Here is a 24,780-nt window from a genome sequence, read left to right as displayed (position 1 = left end):
TGCGAGGTCGTCCCCGAGCAACGGGGTGCACAGACAGGCGACGAACCACCCGAGATCGTGGCGTTCGAGATCGCTCAGCAGCGTGCCCGTGCTGACCAGACCTCTTGCATGCCATGCAAGCGCTCTACCAACTGAGCTATAGCCCCGCGACACGCGCGGACCGGGGCGAACCGGACCACTGGTGCGGAGTGGAGCTATGGGGAATTGAACCCCAGACCTCTTGCATGCCATGCAAGCGCTCTACCAACTGAGCTATAGCCCCGCACTCACCGGATCTCCCGCTTCCCTTCCGGGCCGCGTTCCCTCCGTGCGAACGAGGAAGACTCTAGCTGGTCAGGCCCGGAACTGCGAAATCCGCCCCTTCGGGCCCCTCCGGGGCCCGTGCTCCCGCTCCGCACCCCGCCGCCGACACTCAGGTGTCGTCGCCGATGACCGGCTGCGGGAGCGTGCCCGCGTTGTGCTCCAGCAGGCGCCAGCCGCGCGCCCCCCGGCCCAGCACCGACCAGCAGCAGTTGGACAGCCCGCCGAAGCACTCCCAGAGCGCCGGCTCCAGGCCGAGCAGGCGCCCGAGCATGGTGCGGATCGTCCCGCCGTGGCTGACCACGACCAGCGTCCCGTCCTCCGGCAGCTTGTCCACGGCGTCCAGCACCACGGGCACCGAGCGGTCCGCGACCTCGCTGGACAGCTCGCCGCCGCCGCGCCGCACCGGCTCACCGGCCGCCCAGGCCGCGTACTCCTCGGGGTAGCGGGCCCGGATCTCGGCGTTGGTCAGGCCCTGCCAGGAGCCCGCGTACGTCTCCCGCAGGCCCTCGTGGTGCTGCACGTCGAGCCCGATGATCTTCGCCAGCTCGTCGGCGGTGCGCTTGGCGCGCTTGAGGTCCGAGGAGATCAGCAGGTCGGGACGGAGCCCGGAGAGCAGCCGGGCGGCCCGCTGCGCCTGCAGCACACCCTGCCCGGTCAGCTCGATGTCGGTGGTGCCCTGGAAGCGCGATTCGAGGTTCCAGGAGGTCTGCCCGTGGCGCCAGAAGACGATGCGCGGGCCCCGCGCGCCCCGGCTCAGTGCAGGTCCTCGGGCTTGCCGAAGTCGTCGGCCGGGGCGACGGCGTTGCCGGCCTCGTCGGTGTGCGCGTCCGGACGGTTGCGCGAGGCGAGCGCGTCCTCGGGCAGCGGCAGCTCGGGGCAGTCCTTCCAGAGCCGGTCCAGCGAGTAGAAGGAGCGCTCCTCGGAGTGCTGGACGTGCACGACGATGTCCAGGTAGTCGAGCAGGATCCAGCGGCCCTCGCGCTCGCCCTCGCGGCGCACCGGCTTGATGTCCAGCTGCTCGCGCAGCTGGTCCTCGATCTCCTCGGCGATCGAGCGGACCTGGCGGTCGTTGTTCGCGGACGCGATCAGGAAGGCGTCGGTGATCGACAGCACCTCGCTGACGTCGAACGCGATGATGTTGTGCGCCAGCTTGTCGGCCGCCGCCTGCGCGGCGACGGTGATGAGCTGCTGGCTGTGGTCGGTGACGGTCACGGTGTTCTTCCGGCTCGGAGGCTTGGGACTGCCCCGACGCACCGCCGGGACCGCCTTCCAGGATCTCACGCCGCCCGGGTGGCCCCGGAACCGTTTTCCGGGGCCGCCCGGCCCGCGAGCGCCGCCTACTGGTTCTTCGGCGGCTGGTAGTCCTTGCCGAGGACGACGACCAGGTCGGCGTTCTGGGCGTCGCCGGCCTTCTTCACCGCCGTGTCCGGCAGTCCGAGGCTGGTCGCCAGCGACTTCGCGGCGGCCTGCTTGGCGTCGTCGGTGTAGCGGATCTCACTGGTCGCCTGCGGCGCGGTCTTCGTACCGCCGGGGATGAAGGTCAGACCCGCGTTCACGATCTGGACCTGCGCGGCGGCTGCCGCCTGGTCGTTCCCGGAGGCGTCCTGGATCGACACGCGGGCCGGGGCGTCGCCCGACACGGCGGACTTCACGGTGCCGCCGAGGACGTCCTTGACCTGCTTGCCCGCGGTGGCCTCGTCCAGCGAGCCGTCCGGCTTGACGGTCAGCGCCGTGGTGCCGAAGTGGCCGCCCTTGGCCTGCTGGGCGAGCTGGGCGAGCACCCCGGCGAGGGCGTCCTCGGGCAGCGACGGGTCGAGCACCGCGTTCATCCGGTGCACGTCGTCCTTGGCCTCGTTGAAGTCGGTCGGCATGGTGCGCACGACCGCGTCCATGACCTGCCCGAAGCGGGCGAGCTGGGCGTCACGGTTCTCCCCCGCCGCCTGCAGGGTGGCGTAGGCGACCGCGGCCTTGCCGTTGAGCAGGGTGTTCTTGCCGGCCGCGCTGAGCTGGGCGCCGTCCGGCTTGCCGCCGTCGTGGGTCTCGGCGTTGGTGTCCACCCGGACGCCGCCGAGCTGGTTGACCAGCAGCTCCAGGTAGGGGGTGTCCAGCCGCCAGGTGCCGGCCACCGGGGCGCCGAGCACGGTGGCCAGGCCGTCGCGGGTGGCGGCGGCGCCCATGGAGGGGTCCAGGGCCTGGCTGACGGAGGCGACCGCAGGGTCCCCGGGGCCGGGCAGCCGCAGGTTGTCGGGGAGCAGCAGCACGGTGCCCTTGCCCCCGGCCGCGTCGTTGACGAGCAGCGCGCTGGAGACCTTGCCCTGCAGGTCGCGCAGGTGCACGACGTTGACCTGGCGCTTGCCGGCCGCCTTGGCGGCGGTCTGCTTGTCGCCGGTGAAGAACAGGTAGCCGCCGACGCCGCCCGCGGCGAGCGCGACGACGACCCCGAGGCCGATCAGCCGGTTGCGCAGCCGCCGGCGGCGCTCGGCGCGCACCTCGGTGCGGGACTCGGCGAACTTCAGCCAGTCGATGACGTCCTCGGTCTCCTCCGCCTCTTCTTCGACGAAGGTGAACTGGCCGGTGGCGTAGGCGTCCTTGGGCTCCTTGGCGCCGCCCTTGGGGGTGCGGCTGCCACCGACCATCTCGGAAGGCGGCTCGGGCTTGGCCGGTGCGGCCTCGGCGGGCCGGGGCGTGCGCGGGCGCGGCGGCGCGGGCGCGGCGGCAGGGGCGGGGGCCGCGGGAGCCGCGGCCTCGGGCTGCGGTTCGACCACCGGGTACGCCTGCTGCTGGTATGCGTCGTAGGCGTACGGCTGCGGCTCCTGGTACCCGTAGCCGCCCTGCTGGTACGCCTGCACGGGCTGCCCGTACTGGTCGTACTGCTGGCCGTACTGCTGGTCGTACTGCTGCGGGGCCTGCACTGGCTGCTGCTGGTAGGCCTGGTACGGCTGCTGCTGGTACTGCTCCTGGTAGCCGCCGTACGGGTCCTGGCCGTACACCGGCGACGGCACCGGCTGCCCGTACTGGTCGTACTGCTGCACCGGCTGCTGCCGGTACGGCTGGTACTGCGAGTACTGTCCGGTCGACCAGTCCTCCGGGCGCTGCCCCGCGTCGCCGCCGCTGCGATCAGTCACGCATACGCTCCTGGTCAGGTCCGGTGCGGCGCGTACAGCGCCCGCTTGTCGATGTAGCGGACCACGCCGTCCGGGACGAGGTACCAGACCGGCTCGCCCTTGGCGACCCGGTTGCGGCAGTCCGTGGAGGAGATGGCCAGCGCCGGGACCTCCACCAGGGAGACCCCGCCCACCGGGAGTCCGGCGTCCGACAGAGTGTGCCCCGGCCGGGTGCACCCGATGAAGTGGGCGAGCGAGAAGAGCTCGTCGGAGTCGCGCCAGGACAGGATCTGGGCGAGCGCGTCGGCGCCGGTGATGAAGAAGAGGTCGGCGTCGGGGTGCAGCGCGTGCAGGTCGCGCAGGGTGTCGACGGTGTACGTCGGGCCGTCGCGGTCGATGTCGATCCGGCTCACCGAGAACTGCGGGTTCTCGGCGGTGGCGATGACCGTCATCAGGTAGCGGTCCTCGGCCGGGGTGACCTGACGGTCGCTCTTCTGCCACGGCTGCCCGGTTGGCACGAAGATCACCTCGTCCAGGTGGAACGCGCTCGCCACCTCACTGGCGGCGACCAGGTGGCCGTGGTGAATCGGGTCGAAGGTGCCGCCCATCACGCCGAGGCGCTTCTTCACCGGTTCCGGTCCGCCGGGAATCCCGGCCTGCTCTCCCATGCCGCCACACCTTACGCGACGCCCGTTACGGTGCGGGAACACCCGTGTGGGAGTTGGTCGGACATCCGGTCCGGACATGCGTGAGGGAGCGGCCGACGGGTGTGCCGGGCGCTCCCCGAGCGGCCTCGGGCCTGCCTCAGCGGTCCCGGTTGAAGCGGGTCGTCACGAAGAGCAGGAGCAGCAGGACGAACAGTGCGGCGCCACCCGTCAGGTACGGGTTGAGGCTGTCGTGGTTGCCCCCCTCGCCGTCGGCGAGCAGGTTCAGGACGGGCAGTGCGGCGGCAGTGTTCATGGTCGGCGGGACCTTCTCGGCTCGGAGGACGGACCTGGGGGTGCTTCCGGGCCGGTGAGGGCCCACCCGTCATCGTACGGGGGGTCGCACGGCAACCGCTCGGCGGCCCACCACCGCTGACCGGGCGTGAGCGAGCGGAGCGGGCTCACCGTCGAGAAGCGCGCGTTTCGCGGAGCGGCTGCCGAGCCCGGGCGAAGCGAGGCGGGCGCAGTCGCCTGCCGGGGCCGCGGCGGGTCCTAGTTGCCGCGGAAGGCGCGGGCCATGATCCAGACCAGCAGGCCGACGCCGACGAACGAGGCGATCAGGATGGCCCGCAGGAACCAGCCCGGGCCGGCCTGGTCCGAGATCGGTGCGGCCAGGGTGACAAGGGCGTCGGTGGACATCTGCGGGGCTCCTCGGACTGCTCGGGTACCGCGGCCGGGTCCGGTCTCGGTTCTCCAGGGCACTCAGGGTAAACCGGCCTCACACCCGCGCCCGCCACCGGCCCCTCCGGCGCGGCCGGGCCCCGCGTAGGCTGGCCCCGGGGACGAGTACGCAACCACGGACGTTGCACAGGCAGTCGTTGCAGGCGAAGACCAGCGGGGGGCCGGCCACCGGCCGGGGCCGCCGTCGACCAGGAGGGTACTCAGACCATGACCGACACCACCGCGAAGACCCCGAGCCGGCGCCGCCAGCGGTTCCCGGAGATCTCCACCCGGGCCTGGGAGCACCCCGCCGACCGCTCCGCCCTCGTCGCGCTGCGCAAGCTGACCGGCTTCGACGACATCCTCAAGAAGCTCGCCGGCCTGGTGTCGGAGCGGGCGATCCGGCTGATGTTCCTGGCCACCGCGGTGAAGACCTCCGAGCGGCAGTTCCCCGAACTGCACGACATGGTGCGCGACGCCGCCTACGTGCTCGACCTGGAGAAGGTCCCGGACCTCTACGTCACCCAGGACCCGACGGTCAACGCCTACACCATCGGCATCGACACCCCGATCATCGTGATCACCAGCGGCCTCGTCGAGCTGCTCGACGAGGAGGAGCTGCGCGCGGTCATCGGCCACGAGGTCGGCCACGCGATGTCCGGCCACGCCGTGTACCGGACGATGCTGCTGATCCTCACCAACATCGCCACCCGGATCGCCTGGGTGCCGCTCGGCAACCTGGCGATCATGGCGATCGTCACGGCGCTCAAGGAGTGGTTCCGCAAGGCCGAGCTGTCCAGCGACCGGGCCGGCCTGCTGGCCGGGCAGGACCTCCAGGCGTCCATGCGGGCCCTGATGAAGCTGGCCGGCGGGCACAACCTGGCCGAGATGAACGTGGACGCCTTCCTGGAGCAGGCCGAGGAGTACGAGAAGGCCGGCGACCTGCGCGACGGCGTGCTGAAGCTGCTCCAGGTGCTGCCGCAGAGCCACCCGTTCGCCGTGGTCCGGGTCGCCGCGCTGAAGAAGTGGGCCGAGAGCGACGAGTACCGCTCGATCCTGGCCGGCGCCTACCCGCGCCGCACCGACGACCCGGACACGTCGGTCACCGAGCAGTGGAAGGCCGCCGCCGACCACTACACGACGTCCGTCAAGGAGAGCAAGGACCCGCTGATGGGCCTGATCCGCGACGTGGCCGGCGGCGCGGCGACCGTGGGCGGCAGGATCCGCGACACCTTCGCGGGCGCCGGCCCGCGCACCGGCTCCTCGGCCAAGGACGCCGACGAGTCGTAACCGTCCCACCGCCGACGGCCGGTGAGCCCCGCCCGGGGCCGCCGGCCGTCCGCCGTTCCCGGCCGACCGGTTCTCCGCCGGCCGGCTCCCGTCCGGCTCCAGGCCGGTCAGTTCCAGGCCGGTCAGCTTCCTGCCAGCACCCCGCACACCTGCCACGCCGGGTGCGCGTGGTTGCCCGGGTCGATCGCCGCCGGGCCCGGGACCTGGGCGCCCTGCGGGGTCGCGAGCACCGGCTGCAGGAAGCCGGCCATGGACGTCGTGCACGGCTGCGGTCCGGCCTGCACCACCGCGTCGACCAGCCGCAGCTGCGCCGCGCCGAGGTCGATCCGGTCGAACTGGAAGGTCAGCTCCCGCCGCACGGTCTCCAGCGTGACCGGCGCGCCGCTCGGGGCTCCGGCCGGCTTGAGCGCGTAGACGAAGGTGTGGTCGGTGGTGATCTGCAGGGTGGCGCTGTCCACCTCGTCGACCCGCATCGCACCGGTCACCTTCACGGTGTCGGTCGCCAGCGCCACCTGCGCCGGGTCGAAGCGCACCATCCAGCCGGTCACCGCGTGGTGCCGGTCGTCGACGGGCTGTGTCACGCTCGCGTCGAACTGGGCCTGCTCGCCGGGCGTGACGAAGGCCCGCACGTCGGCGGTGGCGCCCTGGACGAGCGCGACCGGCGCCAGCGAGGAGGCGACCAGGTAGCGCTGCACGGTGTCGAGCGCCTTGGTCACCTCGACCCGGCTGAAGTGCTCGGTGGAGGTCCCGGCCGGGGTGTTCAGCCCCATCGTCCCGTCCCCGTACCCGACCGGCAGCGAGGCGAACGGGTTCGCCGGGTCGGCCACCGGCCGCACCGCCGAAGCCGGGCTCAACGCGACCAGACTGACGGACAGTTGGCTGCCCTCGGGGCGCGCGGCGGTGCCCTTGGGCGAGCTGACCCCGAAGTACACGGCGGCCGCGAAGGCCAGCAGGATGAGCAACAGCAGTGCGAGCGCCTGGCGGGGCACGGAGCCGAGCGGCCCGAGCCGCACCTTGGGCCGGGTGGCCCTGCCGAAGGAGCCGGCCAGCCGCTCCCGGGCGGACAGCTCCTGGATCCGGGCAGCACGCACGAACGATTCGTCGAAGACGACGGACCGGTACTCGTCCTCGCTTCCGGACCCACCGTCGGGCGTACCCTCCGGAGGCTCTCGCGGGTCACCCACACCACCAGGGTAGGCGCACCCCCGCTCCGCCACGAGGGTGCTCACGCAGATTCCCGGGAACGCTCCGTGACCGCCCGTCCCGGGCGCACGACCCCCGCGGGGTCAGCCGGCCGGCGCGGTGACCACCAGCGGCGGCGCGGCGGGCGGGGCCGGTGCGGGCGTCGGGTCGACCCCGGCGCTGCTGCTGCCGGACTCCGGCCGCCGGGGCGCGCCGGAGGCGCCGCCCACGCCCTGGTAGATCGCCGCGACGGCGACCGCCACCAGGCTCACGCCCATGATCACCGCGAGCACCCACGCGACCGGCCGGTGCCAGCGCTGCTGGGCGACGTAGCGCCCCCGCGCGCGGACCGGGACGTACCCGCGCCGGCCCCGGCGACGGCCCGAACGGCCGACCGCCCGGCCCGGGCCTGACCAGGGGTCAGGGTAGAGGTGGTCGTCGTCGAGCCGGCTCGGGTACGGCCGCAGCTCCAGCGGCAGCCCGTCCCCGGCCGGGACGTCATAGCCCCAGCCCGGGCCCGCGGTGTCCGGCTCGAACCTGGCCTCGGCGGCGGCGAGCTGCCGCTCCTTGGCCGTCGGCTCGTGCACGGCGGCGGACCGGACGAAGGCCTCGTCGAAGACCACGGTGGCGAACTCGTCGTCCGCACCACCGTGGTCGGCGCCGTCGGGGTACGGCAAGCCCCCCACATCGTCTGCCACGGATTCAGCGTATTACCGGGCGGGCGATTTGTCTGTGGCTCCCGACAGTTGGTCCGTCACACGTGTGACTCGGGCCCCCGTGCGCCCCGCTCAGACGGCGTCCCCGCCCACGGTCTGCGCGGCCTCGCCGCGGACGTGTCCGTCGCCGGTGACGATGTACTTGGTGCTGGTCAGCTCCGGCAGGCCCATCGGGCCGCGGGCGTGCAGCTTCTGGGTGGAGATCCCGATCTCGGCGCCGAAGCCGAACTCACCGCCGTCGGTGAACCGGGTGGAGGCGTTGACGGCGACGGTGGTCGAGTCGACCAGCCGGGTGAAGCGGCGGGCGGCGGCCTGCGAGGTCGTCACGATCGCCTCGGTGTGGCCGGAGGACCAGCGGCGGATGTGCTCGACGGCGGCGTCCAGCGAGGGCACCACGGCGGCGGCGATGTCGTACGACAGGTACTCGGCGCCCCAGTCCTCGTCGGTGGCCGGCACGACGGTGGCACCGGTGCCCTCGGCGGCCTTGAGCACCGCGTCGTCGCCGTGCACGGTCACCCCGGCGCCGGCCAGGGCGACGAGGGCGAGCGGCAGGAAGGCGTCCGCGACGTCCTGGTGGACGAGCAGCGTCTCGGCCGCGTTGCAGACGCTGACCCGCTGCGCCTTGGAGTTCAGCAGGATGCCGACGGCCATCGCCAGGTCGGTCTGCGCGTCCACGTAGACGTGGCAGTTGCCGGTGCCGGTCTCGATCACCGGCACGGTCGAGCCCTCGACGACGGCGCGGATCAGCGAGGCACCGCCGCGCGGGATGAGCACGTCCACGAGGCCACGGGCGCGCATCAGCTCCTGGACGGAGTCGCGGCTCTCGCCCGGGACGAGCTGGATCACGTCGGCGGGCAGCCCGGCCGCGACGACGGCGTCCCGCAGGACGGCGACCAGCGCGGTGTTGGAGCGGTAGGCCGAAGCCGAGCCGCGCAGCAGCACCGCGTTGCCGGACTTGAGGCAGAGCGCGGCGGCGTCGACGGTGACGTTCGGCCGTGCCTCGTAGATGATGCCGACCACGCCGAGCGGCACCCGCACCTGGCGCACGTCCAGGCCGTTCGGCAGCGTGTAGCCGCGCACGACCTCGCCGACCGGGTCGGGCAGGCCGGTCACGCTCCGCACGTCGGAGGCGATCGCCGCGATCCGCTCGTCGGTCAGCGTCAGGCGGTCGATCACCGACTCGGCGGTGCCGGCCTCGCGGGCCCGGGCCACGTCCTCGGCGTTGGCCGCGACGACCTCGGCGCTGCGGGCGAGCAGCGCGTCCGCGATCGCGGACAGCGCGGCGTCCTTCGCCTTGCGCGGCAGCGGGGCGAGCGCGGCGGCGGCCTCCCGGGCACGGCGCGCTACGGCGAGGACGGGGCTGGCGGCGGTGGCGAGGTCGCTGGTCATGCGCCAAGGGTAGCGACTGCGCCACATCCGACGGGCCGCCGTTTCGCCATCCGAACGGTCAGTACGGGTGCACCCCGCCCAGGTGCGGCGGCGGATCGCCGAAGCCCTCCGCCACCCGCTTGTGGTACGTCGCCCGGTCGACCACCTCCAGCCCGACGATCTCCCACGGCGGCAGGCTCGCGGTCACCTTGTGCTCGCCCCACAGCCGCAGCGCGATCGCCGCCGCGTCGTGCAGGTCCCGGGCCTGCTCCCAGTAGCGGATCTCCGCGTGGTCGGCGGCGTACCGGGCGGTCAGGAAGAACGAGTGGTCGTGCGCGAGCCGCTCCAGCGAGGCGCGCAGCGAGGACAGCGGGGTGACCTGCCCGGCCACGCTCAGCACCACGTGCCACAGCCGCGCCTGCTCGGGCACGCCGGGCGGCTCCCCCGTGTCCCGGCGCTCCGGCCGCAGGCCGCGCACCCCGCCGGGCCCCTGCGGCGGCGGACCGGACGGCTCGGCGGGGCCGTCCCCGCGTCCGCCGTCGATGCTGGTCAGCCGCCGGCCCGCCGTTCCTCCGGTCAGCGCTGCCTCGCGCCTGCGTTCCACCGGCGGCCTCCTGTTCGGCGATGTCCTGTCGTCCCCACCCGTCCCGCCGGCGCTCGGCCGACGCGTACGGCTGCGCCCCTCCTCGCCCGCGGCCGGGCCCCGCTCCCCGTGCGGAGCGGCCCCCGCCGGCACCAGCCCCGCGCCGGCCGGTCAGCCGCGCAGGACGACCAGGTCGTCGCGGTGGACGACCTCCCGCTCGTACGCGGCGCCGAGCTCCTGGGCCAGGTCACGGGTGGACCGGCCGAGCAGGCGGGGCAACTCCCTCGCATCAAAGTTGACCAGCCCGCGCGCCACGATGTGGCCGTTTTCGGCAATCAGGTCCACCGGATCACCCGCGGCGAACTCCCCGTCGACCTTGACGACCCCGGCCGGCAGCAGCGACGCGCCCCCCGAGACGACCGCCGAGACGGCCCCCGCGTCGAGGTGCAGGGCGCCGCGCGGGCTGCTCGCGTGGGCCAGCCAGAGCATCCGGTCGGAGGTGCGGCTGCCGGTGCGCAGGAACAGGGTGCCGGTGGGCCGGCCGGCCAGCGCGTCGGCGGCGTGGCTGGCCGCGGTGAGCACCACCGGGATGCCCGCGCCGGTGGCGATCCGGGCCGCCTCGACCTTGGTGACCATGCCGCCGGTGCCGACGCCGGCCTTGCCCGCGCTGCCGATCTGGATGCCGTCGAGGTCGTGCGGGCCGTGCACCTCGGCGATCCGGCTGGTGCCCGGGCGGGACGGGTCGCCGTCGTAGAGGCCGTCCACGTCGGACAGCAGCACCAGCAGGTCGGCCCGGACGAGGTGGGCGACCAGCGCGGCCAGCCGGTCGTTGTCACCGAACTTGATTTCGGCGGTGGCGACGGTGTCGTTCTCGTTGACGATCGGCATCGCGCCCATCGCCAGCAGCTGGTCGAGGGTGCGGTAGGCGTTGCGGTAGTGGGCGCGCCGACTGGCGTCCTCGGCGGTGAGCAGCACCTGGCCGACCCGGATGCCGTACCGGGCGAAGGAGGCGGTGTAGCGGGCGACGAGCAGGCCCTGCCCGACACTGGCGGCGGCCTGCTGGCGGGCCAGGTCCTTGGGCCGCTGCTCCAGTCCGAGCGGGGCGAGGCCGGCGGCGATGGCGCCGGAGGAGACCAGGACGACCTCCGGCGCTTCCGCGCGGGCGCGCACCTTGGCGAGCGCGTCCACGAGGGCGTCGACGCGGTCGGCGTCCAGGCCGCCGGCCGCCGTGGTGAGTGAGGAGGAGCCGACCTTGACGACGATCCGTCGCGCGGTCAGCACCTCCTCCCGCAGTGAGTCCTCGCTCATCTCGCTGTACGCCCTTCCGGTGTGGTGCGGGTGCGGCGGGCCCGGCCCGGCCGTCACCCCCGAAATCTACGCGATCCGTGCAGGTGGGCCGCAGGGTGTTTCACCGGCTGGACCCGGCCCTGTCACGGCCTCGCCACAGCCCGGCCGCCAATCCGGATGGCTGGTATGGTCCCTGACCGAAAGCCAGATCGGGGGACGGCTTCTTGCCCGCTGGACCCACTCGTCTTCGACCTCCCTGTCATCGGGCGGCGCCGCACTGGGCAAAGGCCGGCAACGGTTCGCGGCCGCGCGCCCAGGAGAAAAGCGCATCATGCGTTCGTACACCACGAAGCTGACCGTCGCCGCCCTGGCGGCGGCCACCGCACTCTCGCTCGCGGCCTGCGGCCCGGACAACAACGACCCGGCCGCGACGGGCGGCGCCACCGGCGCCGCTCCGGTACAGACCTCGGGCGCCCCGGGCGCCACCGCGGGCGGGGCCGGCACGGCCGGTACGACCGGCGGTTCGACCGCCGCCCCGACCGGCGGGGCCACCGCCGGCGCCACGGGCGGCGCCGCGACGGGCGGCGCCGCGACGGGCGGCGCCGCGACGGGCGGCGCCGCCACCGGCGGCGCCGCCACCGGCGGTGCCGACGCGACCGGCGGCGGGTCCGGCGGCGGCCAGGGCGTGCCGCAGGCCCCCACCGCGGTGAAGTTCGGCCAGCCGGCCAGCGTGGACTTCTCGGACAAGGACTTCAAGGCCGCCGCCAAGCTGGAGATCAACGTCACCGGCATCGCCCCGGGGTCCATCAAGGACCTCCAGGACGCCAAGGCCTCCACCGTCGGCCTGGACGGCCGCTCGCTCTTCTACGTCAGCTGGACGATGAAGAACCTCGGTGACTCCAAGCTGACCTTCGCCGCCCCGAACTCCCTGTTCCGGCTCTACTCCGCGGACGGCAAGTCGGCCACCCCCGCCGGTTCGGCCGGCACTCCGGTCGCCAAGTGCAACACCCCGAGCTTCTCGGGTGCCACCAAGGGCGTGGAGTTCAAGGGTTGTGACATCTACAGCTTCCCGGCGGGCGTCACCCCGGCGGCGGTCGGCTACGGGGACCCGAACGACATCAGCAAGATCCAGGCCTCCTGGGCGAAGTGACGCCCCGTCGGACCTGAGCGACGCGAACGGCCCCCGCCACCTCGACAGGTGGCGGGGGCCGTCGGCGTCAGCGGACTCAGTGGTCCTCGTCGTCGCCCTCGATGGCGGCCTGGCGGCCGCTGGAGAGCGCCTCGAACTCCAGGAACTCCTGCTCGGCCGCGTCCCGGCCCTTCTGCTTGTCGCGACGCCGGTCGACCGCCGGGCGCTGGGTCTCCAAGCGGTGGTCCTCACCACGACGGCCCAGCATCTCGGCGCCGGCGGCCATGGTCGGCTCCCAGTCGAAGACGACGGCGTTCTCGTCCGGGCCGATGATGACGGTGTCGCCCTCGTGCGCGCCGACCTTCCACAGCTGCTCCTCGACGCCGAGGCGGGCCAGCCGGTCGGCGAGGTAGCCGACGGCCTCGTCGTTGGCGAAGTCGGTCTGACGGACCCAGCGCTCCGGCTTGACGCCGCGGATGCGGTAGGCGCCGTCCTCCTCGGTGATGGTGAAGCCGGCGTCGTCCACGGCCTGGGGCCGCAGCACGATCCGGGTCGACTCCTGGACCGGCTTGGCGGCGCGCGCCTCGGCGACGATCTTCGCCACCGCGAAGCTCAGCTCGCGCAGGCCCTTGCGGGAGGCGGCGGAGACCTCGAACACCTGGTAGCCGCGCTCCTCCAGCGAGGCCCGGGTGAGGTCGGCGATGTCCTGGCCGTCCGGGACGTCCACCTTGTTGAGCGCGACCAGGCGCGGACGGTCGTCCAGGCCGCCGTACTCGGCGAGCTCCGCCTCGATGGTCTCCAGGTCGCTCAGCGGGTCGCGGCCGGGCTCCAGGGTGGCGCAGTCCAGCACGTGCACGAGCACCGAGCAGCGCTCGACGTGGCGCAGGAACTCCAGGCCCAGGCCGCGGCCCTGGCTGGCGCCGGGGATCAGGCCGGGCACGTCGGCGATGGTGTAGACGGTGTCGCCCGCGGTGACCACGCCGAGGTTCGGGACGAGCGTGGTGAACGGGTAGTCCGCGATCTTCGGCTTGGCGGCGGAGAGCACCGAGATCAGCGAGGACTTGCCGGCGCTCGGGTATCCCACCAGGGCCACGTCCGCGACGGACTTGAGCTCCATGAGGATGTCGCGGGCCTCGCCGGGCTCGCCGAGCAGCGCGAAGCCGGGCGCCTTGCGGCGGGCCGAGGCGAGCGCCGCGTTGCCGAGGCCGCCGCGGCCGCCCTGGGCGGCGACGAAGCTGGTGCCGTGCCCGACCAGGTCGGCCAGCACGTTGCCCTGGCGGTCGAGCACGACGGTGCCGTCCGGCACCAGCAGGACGAGGTCCTGGCCGTCGGCGCCGGTGCGGTGGCCGCCCGCGCCGGGCTTGCCGTTGGTCGCCTTGCGCTTGGGCGAGTGGTGGTACTCGAGCAGGGTGGTGATCTGCGCGTCGACGGTGAGGATCACGCTGCCGCCCTCGCCGCCGTTGCCGCCGTCCGGCCCGCCGAGCGGCTTGAACTTCTCCCGGTGCACGGAGGCGCAGCCGTGGCCCCCGTTACCCGCGGCGACGTGAAGTTCGACGCGGTCCACGAAGGTGGTCATGGGTGTGCCTCCAGTACGGATGAGTCTGTTGCTACCTGCGGTAAAGCAAGAAGGGTGGACCGGATCATTCCGGCCCACCCCTCATTGTGAGTCAGTTGCGACTCGTGAGTCCGCGGGGACTCAGGCCTCGACGGCCACGATGTTGACGACCTTGCGGCCGCGGCGGTTGCCGAACTGCACGGCACCGGCGGTCAGCGCGAACAGGGTGTCGTCGCCACCGCGACCGACGCCCGCACCCGGGTGGAAGTGGGTGCCGCGCTGGCGGACGAGGATCTCGCCGGCGGAGACGACCTGGCCGCCGAAGCGCTTCACGCCGAGGCGCTGGGCGTTCGAGTCACGGCCGTTGCGGGTAGAGCTTGCGCCCTTCTTGTGTGCCATTTTTGGCTATCCCCTTACTTGCTGACCGAGTCGATGCTGGTGATGCGCACCGCGGTGTGCTTCTGACGGTGACCCTGGCGACGGCGGTAGCCGGTCTTGTTCTTGTAGCGCAGGATGACGATCTTGTCACCCTTGGTCTGGTCGACCACCTCGGCGTGAGCCTTCACGCCGGCGAGGACCCACGGGTCGGAGGTGACGGCGTCACCGTCGACGACGAGGATGGTCGAGAGCTCGACCGAGTCACCCGGCTTGGCCTCGATACGGTCGATCTCCAGCACGTCGCCCACGGCGACCTTGTGCTGGCGGCCGCCTGCGCGAACGATCGCGTACATGCGGTACCTGCTTTCCTTGCTCGGTCGGAACCCCCGACGCCAGCCACCTGGGTACGGACACAGGGGCCTCTTCCCCGCCCTCCGCGCGGACGCGGCGAACCCGGGAAGGTGATGTGCTCGGGAGCGTGGCGTAGACACGCCGATGGTCAAGAATACGGACCGGCCGCCCCGTGGGCAAACCGGCCCGTACGGCCCGGGGCGGGAGGGGTCCCGCCCCGGGCGTGGGCACTACTCGGCCGCCGTATCACCTTCGGCGGCCGCCGCCTTCTTGGCCGCCGCGCTCGTCCGCTTGGTCGCGGTCTTGCGGGCGGTGGTCTTCTTGGCCGCCGTCGTCGTCTTCTTGGCGGCGGTCTTCTTCGCGGCGGTCTTGCGCGCGGCCCGCTTCTTCGGCGCCGGCGCCTCCTCGACGGGGGCCTCGGCAGCGGCCTCCTCGGCGGGGGCCTCCACGACCACGGCCTCCGCAGCAGCCTCCACCGGGGCCTCCTCGGCGACCGGCTCGGCCGGAGCCGCGGCGGCCACGGCGGCGGCCTCCAGGGCCGCCTCCAGCGCCGCGTCGGCCTTCGCCTGCAGCACCACGATCTCGGCGCCCTGCGGCGACCCGGCCGGAGCCGTCGCCTTGCGCACCGCGCGGCGGCGGGTCCGGCCCGCCGGAGCGGCGGCCGGAGCCTCCTCCACGGCCGGGGCCTCGCCGACCGGAGCCTCGGCCACCGGCGCCTCGACGCCCGGGACCTCCAGGGCCAGCTGGCCCTCGATCTCCTCGCGCACCGGCTCGGCGGGGGCCTCGACGACCTCCACGGCCTCGACGACCTCGACGGCCGCCTCGGCAACCGGCGCGGCCTCGACGGCCTGCGGCTCCTCGTGGCCCGCCCCGCCCTTGCCCCGGCGACGGCGCTTGCCGCCACCCGGGCCCGCCTCGACGGCGGCGGCCGCCGGGGCGTGGACGTGGACGCTCGGCTGCTCCATGTGCACGATCACGCCGCGGCCGTTGCAGTGCACGCAGGACTCGGAGAAGGACTCCAGCAGGCCCTGGCCGACCCGCTTGCGGGTCATCTGGACCAGGCCCAGCGAGGTGACCTCGGCCACCTGGTGCTTGGTCCGGTCCCGGCCCAAGCACTCCAGCAGGCGGCGCAGCACCAGGTCCCGGTTGGACTCCAGCACCATGTCGATGAAGTCGATCACGATGATGCCGCCGAGGTCGCGCAGCCGCAGCTGGCGCACGATCTCCTCGGCCGCCTCGATGTTGTTCCGGGTGACCGTCTCCTCCAGGTTGCCGCCCTGGCCGACGAACTTCCCGGTGTTGACGTCGATGACGACCATCGCCTCGGTGCGGTCGATCACCAGCGAACCGCCGCTGGGCAGCCAGACCTTGCGGTCCAGCGCCTTCATCAGCTGCTCGTCGATCCGGTAGGTGGCGAACACGTCCACCTCGGAGGTCCAGCGCTGGAGCCGCTCGGCGAGGTCCGGGGCCACGTTGGAGACGTACTCGTGGATGGTCTGCCACGCCTCGTCGCCGGAGACGATGACCTTGGTGAAGTCCTCGTTGAAGATGTCGCGCACGACCCGGACGGTCATGTCCGGCTCGCCGTACAGCAGCGCGGGGGCGTTGCCGGTCGCGGCCTTCTTCCGGATGTCCTCCCACTGCTGCTGGAGGCGCTGGACGTCGCGGGTCAGCTCCTCCTCGGAGGCACCCTCGGCCGCGGTGCGCACGATGACGCCCGCGTCGTCCGGGACGATCTTCTTGAGGATCTGCTTCAGGCGGGCGCGCTCGTTCTCGGGGAGCTTGCGCGAGATGCCGGTCATCGAGCCCTCGGGCACGTAGACCAGGTAGCGGCCGGGCAGCGAGATCTGGCTGGTCAGGCGGGCGCCCTTGTGGCCGATCGGGTCCTTGGAGACCTGCACGAGCACGGACTGGCCGGACTTCAGCACCGACTCGATCCGGCGAGGGCCGCCGTGGCCGCCGAGCGCACCGAAGTTGACCTCGCCGGCGTACAGCACCGCGTTGCGGCCCTTGCCGATGTCGACGAAGGCGGCCTCCATCGACGGCAGCACGTTCTGGACCTTGCCCAGGTAGACGTTGCCGACGTACGAGGTGGCCTGCTCCTTGTTGACGTAGTGCTCGACGAGCACGCCGTCCTCGAGGACGCCGATCTGGGTGCGCTGGCCGTTCTGGCGCACCACCATGACGCGCTCGACCGACTCGCGGCGGGCCAGGAACTCGGCCTCGGTGATGATCGGCACGCGGCGGCGGCCCAGCTCGCGGCCCTCGCGGCGGCGCTGCTTCTTGGCCTCCAGACGGGTCGAGCCCTTGATGGACTGCACCTCGTCGGGGTCGAAGGACGGCTCGGTGGAGCGGCGGCGCGGCTCGCGCACCTTCACGACCGTGCGGACGCCGTCCTCGGTGGTCTCGGCGGTCTCGACCGCGCCGGCCTCACCGCTGCGGCGGCGACGACGGCGGCGACGGCGCGACGAGGACAGGCCGGCGGCGAGGTCGTCGTCCTCTTCGCCCTCCTCCTCGGCGGCGGCCGGCTCCTCGGCGGGCTGCTCGACCTCGTGGGCCTCGGCCTCGAACTCCTCGGCCTCGCCACGGCGGCGGCGACGGCCACCCCGGCGGCGACGGCGCGACGGACGGCCGTCGTCCTCCCACTCCCCCTCGGTCTCCGGACCGGCGACGGGGGCCTCCACCGCGGCGGGCTCCTCGACCGGGGCCTCGACGGCCTTCGGGGCGGCCTTCGCGACGGTCTTCGCGGCAGCCTTCGCGGCGGCCTTCGCGCGGGCCGGCTCGACCCGGGTGCGCACCCGGCGGCGACGGCCGACGCCGCTGTACTCGTACTCGTCGTCCTCGCGCTCGGCGGCCGGCGGGGCCTCGACCGGCGCCGGCTCCGCAACGGGCTGCTGCGGCGCGGCCGGGGCGGTGTAGGGGGCCGGCTCCTGGAACACCGGGGGCTGGAAGATCGCGGTGGACGGGCGCACCGCGCGGCGGCGCACCCGGTGCGAGGGCTCGGCCGCGACGGCCGGGGCGGGCTCGGCGACCGGCGCGGGCGCGGCCTCGGCCACCTCGGCGGCCTCCTCCTCGGCAGCCTCCTCCGCGACCTCAGGTCCCTCGGCCACCGGCTCCTCGACCGGGGCCTCGACGACCGGCGCGGCCTCGACCACGCGACGGCGGCGGGTGCGGCGGGCCGGGGCGGCGGGCGCCTCCTCGGCGGCGGGCTGCTCGGCCTTCTCGGCCACCGGCTCGGCGGCCGGGGCCTCCACGGCCACGCTCTCGGCGGCGGGGGCCTCGGCGCGCTTGCGGGTCCGGCGGGCGCGGGCCGGCTTCTCGGCCGCGGGGGCCTCCTCGACCGGGGCCTCGACGGCGTCCGGCGCGGTGACCACGATCGGGGTCGCCTCCGGCGCCCCGGCGGGGGCCTCGGCGCGCTTGCGGGCCCGGCGGGCCCGGACGGGCTTCTCGGCCACCGGCTCGGCGGCCGGGGCCTGATCGGCGGCGGCCGGGGCGGCCTGTGCCTCGGCCGGGATCACGGTCTCGGCGGCCTCGGCCGCCGCGCCCTGCGGAGCACCCGCGGGGCGGGACACCGCGCGGCGACGGCGGCGCGGCGGCGCGGTGGACGCGCCCTCGCCACCGGTCGCACCGGTGTCGTTCTGTTCCGTCGCAGACTGCTGCGGATCGGTGTTATCGAGCATGCGGGTGGATCTCCCGTCAGGCCCCCGGGCTCCGCATCCGGGCACGGCGCGGCACCTGTGGCCGGCCGGCATCGTTCACGATGCGCGGGCCGGACCTTCTCACGGTGCCGCCGCGCGGACGCGAGGCCGCACAGGGGCTCGTAGTCTCGCTCGGCGCCCCACGCTCGGCGGGGTGTCGAAAGTCTTCTGGTCTGACCAGTCTTCTGAGGTTTTCCCAAGCTGCGCCGTCCCCCAACCCCGGGTGGCTCCCGGACGGGGTCCTCGGGCCCACCGACCGTCCTGGTCGGCGGGCCGCAAGAGGCCGGCCTGTGCTGCGACGACGCTCGCTCCCCTGGGGAGCCGCGGGAACCCTGGAGGGCCGTCGGGCCCAGTGAGGCACTGGACCCGGCCTCCGCCCGCTAGGCGGACGCGGTAGCGCGCGGCCCGGCAACCGGATCTGAGCCGGCCGTGGCCGCGGCGCGGTCGAGCGCCAGCGGGTCGGTCACCGTGCCGGACTCCTCGTCGAGCGGCCCCTGCGCCAGCCTGGTCACCTCTGCGGGGACCGGCGGCGCCAGGTCGGCCGTCGCACGGAGACCGGACAACACGTCGTCGGGTCGTACGGCGGGTGTGGCGTGTCGTACTACCAGGCGCAGTATCGCACAGGGACGGCCGGTCCGAACATCGTGGTCCGCTCCGGCCCCCGTGTCCGTACCACCGTCGACCTGCGGCGCGAGGACTTCGAGCGCCGCCACCGCGCCGCGCGCGTCGAAGACGCGCACGCCGTTCTTGGTCTGGCGCTGGACCTCGACCCGCTCCTCGGCGAGGAACACCGCGACCGCGCGGGCCGCCTCCTGCGGCTCGACGCCGTCCAGCCGCACCTGCCACTCGGAGGCCTCCAGGCGCTCCACGAAGTTCGGCGTCCGGACCTCGACCGCGTCGATGACGTCCAGGCCGACGGGCAGCGACCCGTCCAGCTGGGCCCGCAGCGACTCCGGGTCACGGGTCGCGGCGAGACCGATCTCCAGGTACTCCGCCTCGCTGGCCACCCCGGTCGGGGCGGCGTTGGCGTAGGACACCTTGGGGTGCGGGGTGAAGCCGGCCGAATACGCCATCGGCACGGCGGACCGGCGCAGGGCGCGCTCGAAAGCGCGCTGGAAGTCGCGGTGGCTGGTGAAGCGGAGCCGGCCGCGCTTGGTGTAGCGGAGACGGATCCGCTGCACCGTCGGCGCGGGCGGCGGACCGTCGGGCGTACGGCGTGCCAGGGTCGCTCAGTCCTTAGTCAGTTGTCCCCGTCCGGCGCGGCGGATTCCCGCCACTGTCCGGACTCTGTCACCTCAAAGGGTACGCGCCCCGCCGCACCCCTCGCTCCGCCCCTGGTCAGCCGCACACCGACGACCCCCGGCCGGAGCGCTCCGGCCGGGGGTCGAGGAGGTTCCGAGGGCCTACTTGTTGACGACCGTCAGCGGCAGCAGCTTCTTGCCGGTGGGGCCGATCTGGATGTGCGTGTCCATCTGCGGGCACACGCCGCAGTCGAAGCACGGGGTCCAGCGGCAGTCGTCGACCTCGACCTCCTCGAGGGCGTCCTGCCAGTCCTCCCAGAGCCAGTCCTTGTCGAGGCCGCTGTCCAGGTGGTCCCAGGGCAGCACCTCCTCGTAGGTGCGCTCGCGGGTGGTGTACCAGTCGACGTCGACCCCGGTGCCGGCCAGGGCCTTCTCGGCGCAGGCCATCCAGCGGTCGTACGAGAAGTGCTCGCGCCAGCCGTCGAAGCGGCCGCCGTCCTCGTAGACGGCGCGGATGATCCCGCCGACCCGGCGGTCGCCGCGCGAGAGCAGGCCCTCGATGATGCCCGGCTTGCCGTCGTGGTAGCGGTAGCCGATGTTCTTGCCGTACTTGCGGTCGCCGCGGATCGAGTCGCGCAGCTTGGCCAGGCGGGCGTCGGTGGCCTCGGCGGACAGCTGCGGGGCCCACTGGAACGGGGTGTGCGGCTTGGGCACGAACCCGCCGATGGAGACGGTGCAGCGGATGTCGTTCTGGCCGGTGACCTCGCGGCCCTTCTGGATGACGTTCTTCGCCATCTCGCCGATCTGGAGGACGTCCTCGTCGGTCTCGGTCGGCAGGCCGCACATGAAGTACAGCTTCACCTGGCGCCAGCCGTTGCCGTACGCGGTGGCGACGGTGCGGATGAGGTCCTCCTCCGACACCATCTTGTTGATCACCTTGCGCATGCGCTCGCTGCCGCCCTCGGGGGCGAAGGTGAGGCCCGAGCGGCGCCCGTTGCGGGACAGCTCGTTGGCGAGGTCGATGTTGAAGGCGTCGACGCGGGTGGACGGCAGCGACAGGCCGATCTTGTCCTCGGTGTAGCGGTCGGCCAGGCCCTTGGCGATCTCGCCGATCTCGGTGTGGTCGGCGCTGGACAGCGACAGCAGGCCGACCTCCTCGAAGCCGGTCGCCTTCAGCCCGCGCTCGACCATCTCGCCGATGCCGGTGATGCTTCGCTCCCGCACGGGGCGCGTGATCATGCCGGCCTGGCAGAAGCGGCAGCCGCGGGTGCAGCCGCGGAAGATCTCGACGGACATCCGCTCGTGCACGGTCTCGGCGAGCGGGACGAGCGGCTGCTTCGGGTAGGGCCACTCGTCGAGGTCCATGACGGTGTGCTTGGACACCCGCCACGGCACGCCCGGGGCGTTCGGCACGACGCGCCCGATCCGGCCGTCGGCCAGGTACTCCACGTCGTAGAACTTCGGGACGTACACGCCACCGGTGCGCGCCAGGCGCAGCAGCAGTTCGTCGCGCCCGCCCGGGCGGCCCTCGGCCTTCCAGGCCCGGACGATGTCGGTGATGTCGAGCACGGCCTGCTCGCCGTCGCCGACCACGGCCGCGTCCAGGAAGTCCGCGATCGGCTCGGGGTTGAACGCGGCGTGACCGCCGGCCAGGACGATCGGGTCGTCCTCGCCGCGGTCCTTGGCCTCCAGCGGGATGCCGGCCAGGTCGAGCGCGGTCAGCATGTTGGTGTAGCCGAGCTCGGTGGAGAACGACAGGCCGAACACGTCGAAGGCCTTCACCGGCCGGTGGGCGTCCACCGTGAACTGCGGGACGCCGTGCTCGCGCATCAGCGCCTCCAGGTCCGGCCAGACGCTGTAGGTGCGCTCGGCCAGCACGCCCTCCCGCTCGTTGAGCACCTCGTAGAGGATCATGACGCCCTGGTTGGGCAGGCCGACCTCGTAGGCGTCGGGGTACATCAGCGCCCAGCGGACGTCGCAGGCGTCCCAGTCCTTGACGGTCGAGTTGAGCTCGCCGCCGACGTACTGGATCGGCTTCTGGACGTGCGGGAGGAGGGCCTCCAGGCGTGGGAAGACCGATTCGACAGTCATGTACTAGGAACCCTTACGACGTTGATCCGGTGCCGCGCGCATCAGCAGGCGACGGCTGGGAGGGGTGACCCTCAAGGGTAGCCCAATCCGGGGAACCACCCGGCGGGCCTGGTCTGCGGCCCCGGCCCGCCGGGCCGCCCTCGGCGCGCACCGGCGCGACCGGGGTCGTTCGCACCCGCCCCGGTACGCGCGGTGCGCGCCCGCCGTTCCCGGACCGTCCGCCGTTGACGCCCCCGGACGGCCCGTGCGCTACTGGCAGGGCTCCGCCACAGACCCCTGAACCCCTTCCGGAGAGGGGGGTTGGGCCGTACGCTCGGCCCGCGCCGACTCTCCCACCGGCGAACCGTCCCCGGCCCGCAAGGCCCCGACCCCGGCCCCGCGGGCCGCGTCGGCGGCGCACCCGTCCGCGCCCCCGGCAGCCCCGCGCCCGGGGGCAAGGAGAAGCATGACCGACACCGGCCGGCGGGTCCGTCCGCCCCGGCCCATCGACACGACCCCGGCCCGCTACCCGACGGTCGCCGGCGCCGAGGCCGCGGCCCGGCGGCTGGCCCGCAGCCACCCCGACCGCTGCCGCCTGCGCGAGGTGGGCCGCTCCCGGGCCGGCCGGCCCCTGCTGCTGCTCTCCGTCGACCGGGGCCCGCACGCCGTGCTGGCCGTCGGCGGCCCGCACCCCAACGAGCCGGTGGGCGTCGCCGCCGCCGTGCGGCTCGCCGAACTGCTGCTGGCCGCCCCCGCCCGACCCGGCGTCTCCTGGCACCTGCTGCTCTGCCTGGACCCGGACGGCGCCGCCCTCAACGCCGGCTGGCTGGACGGCCCGCTCACCATGCGCCGGCACTACCAGCACTTCTTCCGCCCCTCCTTCGAGGAGCAGCCCGAGCTGCTGCCGGCCCCCGGCGCCGGCCGCCGCCCGATGCCCGAGAGCGTCGCCCTGACCGGGCTCATCGACGAGCTGCGCCCGTTCCTCCAGTGCTCGCTGCACGGTGTCGACTTCGGCGGCGCCTTCGTCCAGCTCACCCGCCCCGTCCCGGGCCTGTCCGAGCGCTTCGCCCGCTCCGCCGCCCGGGCCGGCGTCCCGCTCGACATCGACTCCTTCGACGCGATCGGCTGGGCCAGCCCCGCCCCGGGCACCTACCTGATGCCCACCCCCGGCAGCACCGGCGCCTCCCGGGCCCTGCCGGACGAGCCGGAACTGTCCACCTGGTCGTACGCGGCCCGGTACGGCGGGGTGACGGCCGTCCTGGAGGTGCCGATGTGGTCCGTCGACGCGGTCGGCGACGCCCGCCCGCACCCGGCCGTCGGGCCTGCCGTCGCCGCCGCGGCCCGCACGCTGGGCGACCGCGCCGAGGAGCTGGCCGCACTGCTCGCCCGCGTCCCCGCGCACGCCCGTGCCGTGCACGGCCCGCTGGTGCGCGCCGCCGAGTTCAACCTGGCGGTCTGCCCATCGGTCGCGGACGAGTGGCTGGAGCACTGGTGCGCCGAGCCGCTCACGGTCTCCCGGGTGACCACCGCCGCGATCGTCGCGGCCCGCGTGCCGCTGCGCGTCGCGTCGATGCTGCTGCGGCTGCTGGCCGATGTCCGCGGCCCGGGCGCGGAGGCCGGCCGGGAGCGCGCCCGGGCCGTCGTCACCGAGAGCCTGAACCAGCTGCGCCACCGCTTCGGCGCCCGCTGGGTGCCGGTCGAGGAGCAGGTGGCCCACCAGGCCCGTGCCGCCCTCGCCGCGGCGGAGTGCCTGCTCGGCTAGCCATCAACATCCGAGCCCTGCACAGCAGTTGAGGGCCGACCCGGGATCCCTCCCAAGTCGGCCCTCAACCCGGGCACAAAGACCCGGGCCCGAGAACCCGGGCCCGAGAACCCGGGCCCGTCGCCTCACGCCGCTATCGGCCGCTGGCTGCGCACCGCCTGGAGCAGCCCGATCGCCATCCACACCGCGAACATCGACGAACCGCCGTAGGACACGAACGGCAGCGGAATACCCGCCACCGGCATGATGCCCAGGCACATCCCGATGTTCTCGAACGCCTGGAACGACAACCACGCGATGATCCCCGCCGACACGATCGTCCCGTACAGGTCGGTCGCCTGCCGCGCGATCCGGCAGGCCCGCCACAGCACCACGCCGACCAGCAGGATGATCGCCAGCGCCCCGACGAAGCCCAGCTCCTCGCCGGCCACCGTGAAGACGAAGTCGGTCTGCTGCTCCGGCACGAACTGCCCTATGGTCTGCGTCCCGTGGAACAGCCCCTTGCCGGTCAGCCCGCCCGAGCCGATCGCGATCCGGGCCTGCGCGGTGTTGTAGCCGACGCCGGACGGGTCGAGCTGCGGGTTGGCGAACGCGGCGAAGCGGTCGATCTGGTACTTGCTCAGCAGCCCGAACTTCCAGACCGCGACGGACCCCGCGGTGCCCGCCACCAGCAGCCCGAGGACCCAGCGGTTGGCCGCGCCCGAGCCGAGCAGGATGCCCAGCACGATCGCGGACATCACCATGGTCGAACCGGCGTCCGGCATCAGCAGCACCAGGCCCATCGGCAGGCAGGCCCAGACCAGGCCCCGGAAGACCACCCGGTGCGAGGGGAACTCCCGCTCCCCCGCGTCCACCTGGTCCGACAGCACGACCGCCATCGCCAGCACGATCCCGAGCTTCGCGAACTCGGCGGGCTGGATGGAGAACCCACCGCCCAGCTGGATCCACGAGTGCGCGCCGTTGATCGTCGAGCCGAGCGGGCTGAGCGTGGCCAACAGCAGCAGGATCACGGCGACGTAGACGAAGGGCACGAGCGTCCGGAAGCGACGGCTCCCTATCCCTATCACCACGGCGCACAGCACGAGCCCCACCACCACGTTGGTGAGGTGACGGTAGAGAAAGTACTGCGGGTCCCCGTGGGTCAGCGAGTCCCGCCCACGGGTGGCCGACCACACCAGCAGCGAGCTGCCCAGCGAGAGGGTCAGCGCGGCCAGCAGCAGTATCCAGTCCAGCCGCCACAGCGGCGAGTCCTTGGCGAGGGCCTTGGACACCCCGGTGCGCTGCGGCCTGAGCCGCACCTGCCGGTAAGAACCGTACGAGCTCACGCGCCGACCCCGCCTCGCTCGGCAGGGGCGTTCGCCCACACGCGCCTCTTGATGATCCGCTCTCCCCAGCAGGC

General features: G+C 73.6%; 21 protein-coding genes, 1 tRNA gene and 1 pseudogene. 3 read left to right on the top strand and 20 right to left on the bottom strand.

What is annotated here, in order from left to right:
• The 8 genes and pseudogenes from ACWCXH_RS28255 to ACWCXH_RS28220 all read right to left on the bottom strand — a co-directional run.
• Positions 1–81: pseudogene (locus tag ACWCXH_RS28255) on the bottom strand (nucleotidyltransferase); the annotation flags it as partial.
• A gap of 108 nt (positions 82–189) precedes the next feature.
• A tRNA-Ala gene (locus tag ACWCXH_RS28250) sits at positions 190–262 on the bottom strand.
• A 150-nt stretch (positions 263–412) separates the two neighbouring features.
• Complete coding sequence (locus tag ACWCXH_RS28245; RefSeq protein ID WP_449804296.1) at positions 413–1,060, bottom strand: histidine phosphatase family protein; 648 nt, start codon at positions 1,058–1,060, stop codon at positions 413–415.
• Positions 1,057–1,515, bottom strand: a complete 459-nt coding sequence (gene rsfS, locus ACWCXH_RS28240) for a ribosome silencing factor (protein ID WP_224284631.1) — start codon at positions 1,513–1,515, stop codon at positions 1,057–1,059. The genes ACWCXH_RS28245 and rsfS overlap by 4 nt, the downstream gene beginning before the upstream one ends.
• A gap of 125 nt (positions 1,516–1,640) precedes the next feature.
• Complete coding sequence (locus ACWCXH_RS28235) at positions 1,641–3,428, bottom strand: LCP family protein (protein ID WP_449804294.1); 1,788 nt, start codon at positions 3,426–3,428, stop codon at positions 1,641–1,643.
• A 14-nt stretch (positions 3,429–3,442) separates the two neighbouring features.
• On the bottom strand, positions 3,443–4,075 hold the full coding sequence (nadD, locus tag ACWCXH_RS28230; RefSeq protein WP_449804293.1) for a nicotinate-nucleotide adenylyltransferase: 633 nt from the start codon (positions 4,073–4,075) through the stop codon (positions 3,443–3,445).
• A 136-nt stretch (positions 4,076–4,211) separates the two neighbouring features.
• Positions 4,212–4,367: a hypothetical protein gene (locus tag ACWCXH_RS28225; RefSeq protein WP_359973503.1), complete on the bottom strand. Its 156-nt coding sequence runs from the start codon at positions 4,365–4,367 to the stop codon at positions 4,212–4,214.
• A 236-nt stretch (positions 4,368–4,603) separates the two neighbouring features.
• Entirely contained in the window at positions 4,604–4,750 is a 147-nt protein-coding gene (locus tag ACWCXH_RS28220) for a hypothetical protein (RefSeq protein ID WP_449804292.1), read from the bottom strand.
• A gap of 249 nt (positions 4,751–4,999) precedes the next feature.
• Between ACWCXH_RS28220 and ACWCXH_RS28215 the strand changes: the two genes are divergently transcribed.
• Positions 5,000–6,061, top strand: a complete 1,062-nt coding sequence (locus tag ACWCXH_RS28215; protein WP_449804291.1) for a M48 family metallopeptidase — start codon at positions 5,000–5,002, stop codon at positions 6,059–6,061.
• A gap of 122 nt (positions 6,062–6,183) precedes the next feature.
• On the opposite strand, the gene ACWCXH_RS28210 is transcribed toward ACWCXH_RS28215, so the two are convergent.
• The 5 genes from ACWCXH_RS28210 to proB form a co-directional block, all read right to left on the bottom strand.
• The gene (locus ACWCXH_RS28210; RefSeq protein WP_449804290.1) at positions 6,184–7,245 is read right to left on the bottom strand and encodes an SCO2583 family membrane protein; all 1,062 of its coding nucleotides are present in this window, start codon (positions 7,243–7,245) and stop codon (positions 6,184–6,186) included.
• 102 nt (positions 7,246–7,347) lie between these two features.
• Positions 7,348–7,941: an SCO2584 family spore wall biosynthesis protein gene (locus tag ACWCXH_RS28205; RefSeq protein WP_449804289.1), complete on the bottom strand. Its 594-nt coding sequence runs from the start codon at positions 7,939–7,941 to the stop codon at positions 7,348–7,350.
• Positions 7,942–8,031: 90 nt separating this feature from the next.
• A complete protein-coding gene (locus tag ACWCXH_RS28200; RefSeq protein WP_449804288.1) occupies positions 8,032–9,348 on the bottom strand; it encodes a glutamate-5-semialdehyde dehydrogenase in 1,317 nt (438 codons plus the stop codon).
• 58 nt (positions 9,349–9,406) lie between these two features.
• On the bottom strand, positions 9,407–9,931 hold the full coding sequence (locus tag ACWCXH_RS28195) for a hypothetical protein (protein WP_449804287.1): 525 nt from the start codon (positions 9,929–9,931) through the stop codon (positions 9,407–9,409).
• Between the two features lie 150 nt (positions 9,932–10,081).
• Positions 10,082–11,218: a glutamate 5-kinase gene (gene proB, locus ACWCXH_RS28190; protein WP_449804286.1), complete on the bottom strand. Its 1,137-nt coding sequence runs from the start codon at positions 11,216–11,218 to the stop codon at positions 10,082–10,084.
• Positions 11,219–11,528: 310 nt separating this feature from the next.
• On the opposite strand from proB, the gene ACWCXH_RS28185 reads away from it, so the two are divergent.
• Positions 11,529–12,347: a hypothetical protein gene (locus ACWCXH_RS28185; RefSeq protein ID WP_449804285.1), complete on the top strand. Its 819-nt coding sequence runs from the start codon at positions 11,529–11,531 to the stop codon at positions 12,345–12,347.
• Between the two features lie 76 nt (positions 12,348–12,423).
• Here ACWCXH_RS28185 and obgE read toward each other — a convergent pair whose 3' ends face one another.
• The 6 genes from obgE to ACWCXH_RS28155 all read right to left on the bottom strand — a co-directional run bounded on the left by obgE (position 12,424) and on the right by ACWCXH_RS28155 (position 21,640).
• The gene (gene obgE / locus ACWCXH_RS28180; protein ID WP_449804284.1) at positions 12,424–13,902 is read right to left on the bottom strand and encodes a GTPase ObgE; all 1,479 of its coding nucleotides are present in this window, start codon (positions 13,900–13,902) and stop codon (positions 12,424–12,426) included.
• Positions 13,903–14,022: 120 nt separating this feature from the next.
• A complete protein-coding gene (gene rpmA / locus ACWCXH_RS28175; RefSeq protein ID WP_030058248.1) occupies positions 14,023–14,280 on the bottom strand; it encodes a 50S ribosomal protein L27 in 258 nt (85 codons plus the stop codon).
• A gap of 14 nt (positions 14,281–14,294) precedes the next feature.
• A complete protein-coding gene (gene rplU / locus ACWCXH_RS28170) occupies positions 14,295–14,612 on the bottom strand; it encodes a 50S ribosomal protein L21 (protein ID WP_030233759.1) in 318 nt (105 codons plus the stop codon).
• A gap of 228 nt (positions 14,613–14,840) precedes the next feature.
• Complete coding sequence (locus tag ACWCXH_RS28165) at positions 14,841–18,290, bottom strand: Rne/Rng family ribonuclease (protein WP_449804283.1); 3,450 nt, start codon at positions 18,288–18,290, stop codon at positions 14,841–14,843.
• Between the two features lie 398 nt (positions 18,291–18,688).
• The gene (locus tag ACWCXH_RS28160; RefSeq protein WP_449804282.1) at positions 18,689–19,489 is read right to left on the bottom strand and encodes a TIGR03936 family radical SAM-associated protein; all 801 of its coding nucleotides are present in this window, start codon (positions 19,487–19,489) and stop codon (positions 18,689–18,691) included.
• 222 nt (positions 19,490–19,711) lie between these two features.
• Positions 19,712–21,640 carry a TIGR03960 family B12-binding radical SAM protein gene (locus ACWCXH_RS28155; RefSeq protein ID WP_449804281.1) on the bottom strand — a complete coding sequence of 643 codons (1,929 nt, stop codon included), beginning with the start codon at positions 21,638–21,640 and terminating at the stop codon, positions 19,712–19,714.
• A gap of 445 nt (positions 21,641–22,085) precedes the next feature.
• On the opposite strand from ACWCXH_RS28155, the gene ACWCXH_RS28150 reads away from it, so the two are divergent.
• Positions 22,086–23,381 (top strand): M14 family zinc carboxypeptidase, encoded by a 1,296-nt coding sequence (locus ACWCXH_RS28150; protein ID WP_449804280.1) that lies wholly within the window; start codon positions 22,086–22,088, stop codon positions 23,379–23,381.
• A gap of 125 nt (positions 23,382–23,506) precedes the next feature.
• Here ACWCXH_RS28150 and rodA read toward each other — a convergent pair whose 3' ends face one another.
• Positions 23,507–24,706: a rod shape-determining protein RodA gene (gene rodA / locus ACWCXH_RS28145; RefSeq protein ID WP_449804279.1), complete on the bottom strand. Its 1,200-nt coding sequence runs from the start codon at positions 24,704–24,706 to the stop codon at positions 23,507–23,509.
• Positions 24,707–24,780 lie beyond the last annotated feature (74 nt).

It is taken from the genome of Kitasatospora sp. NPDC001660 (assembly GCF_053596725.1).
This window is presented reverse-complemented; position numbering and strand designations above follow the sequence as displayed.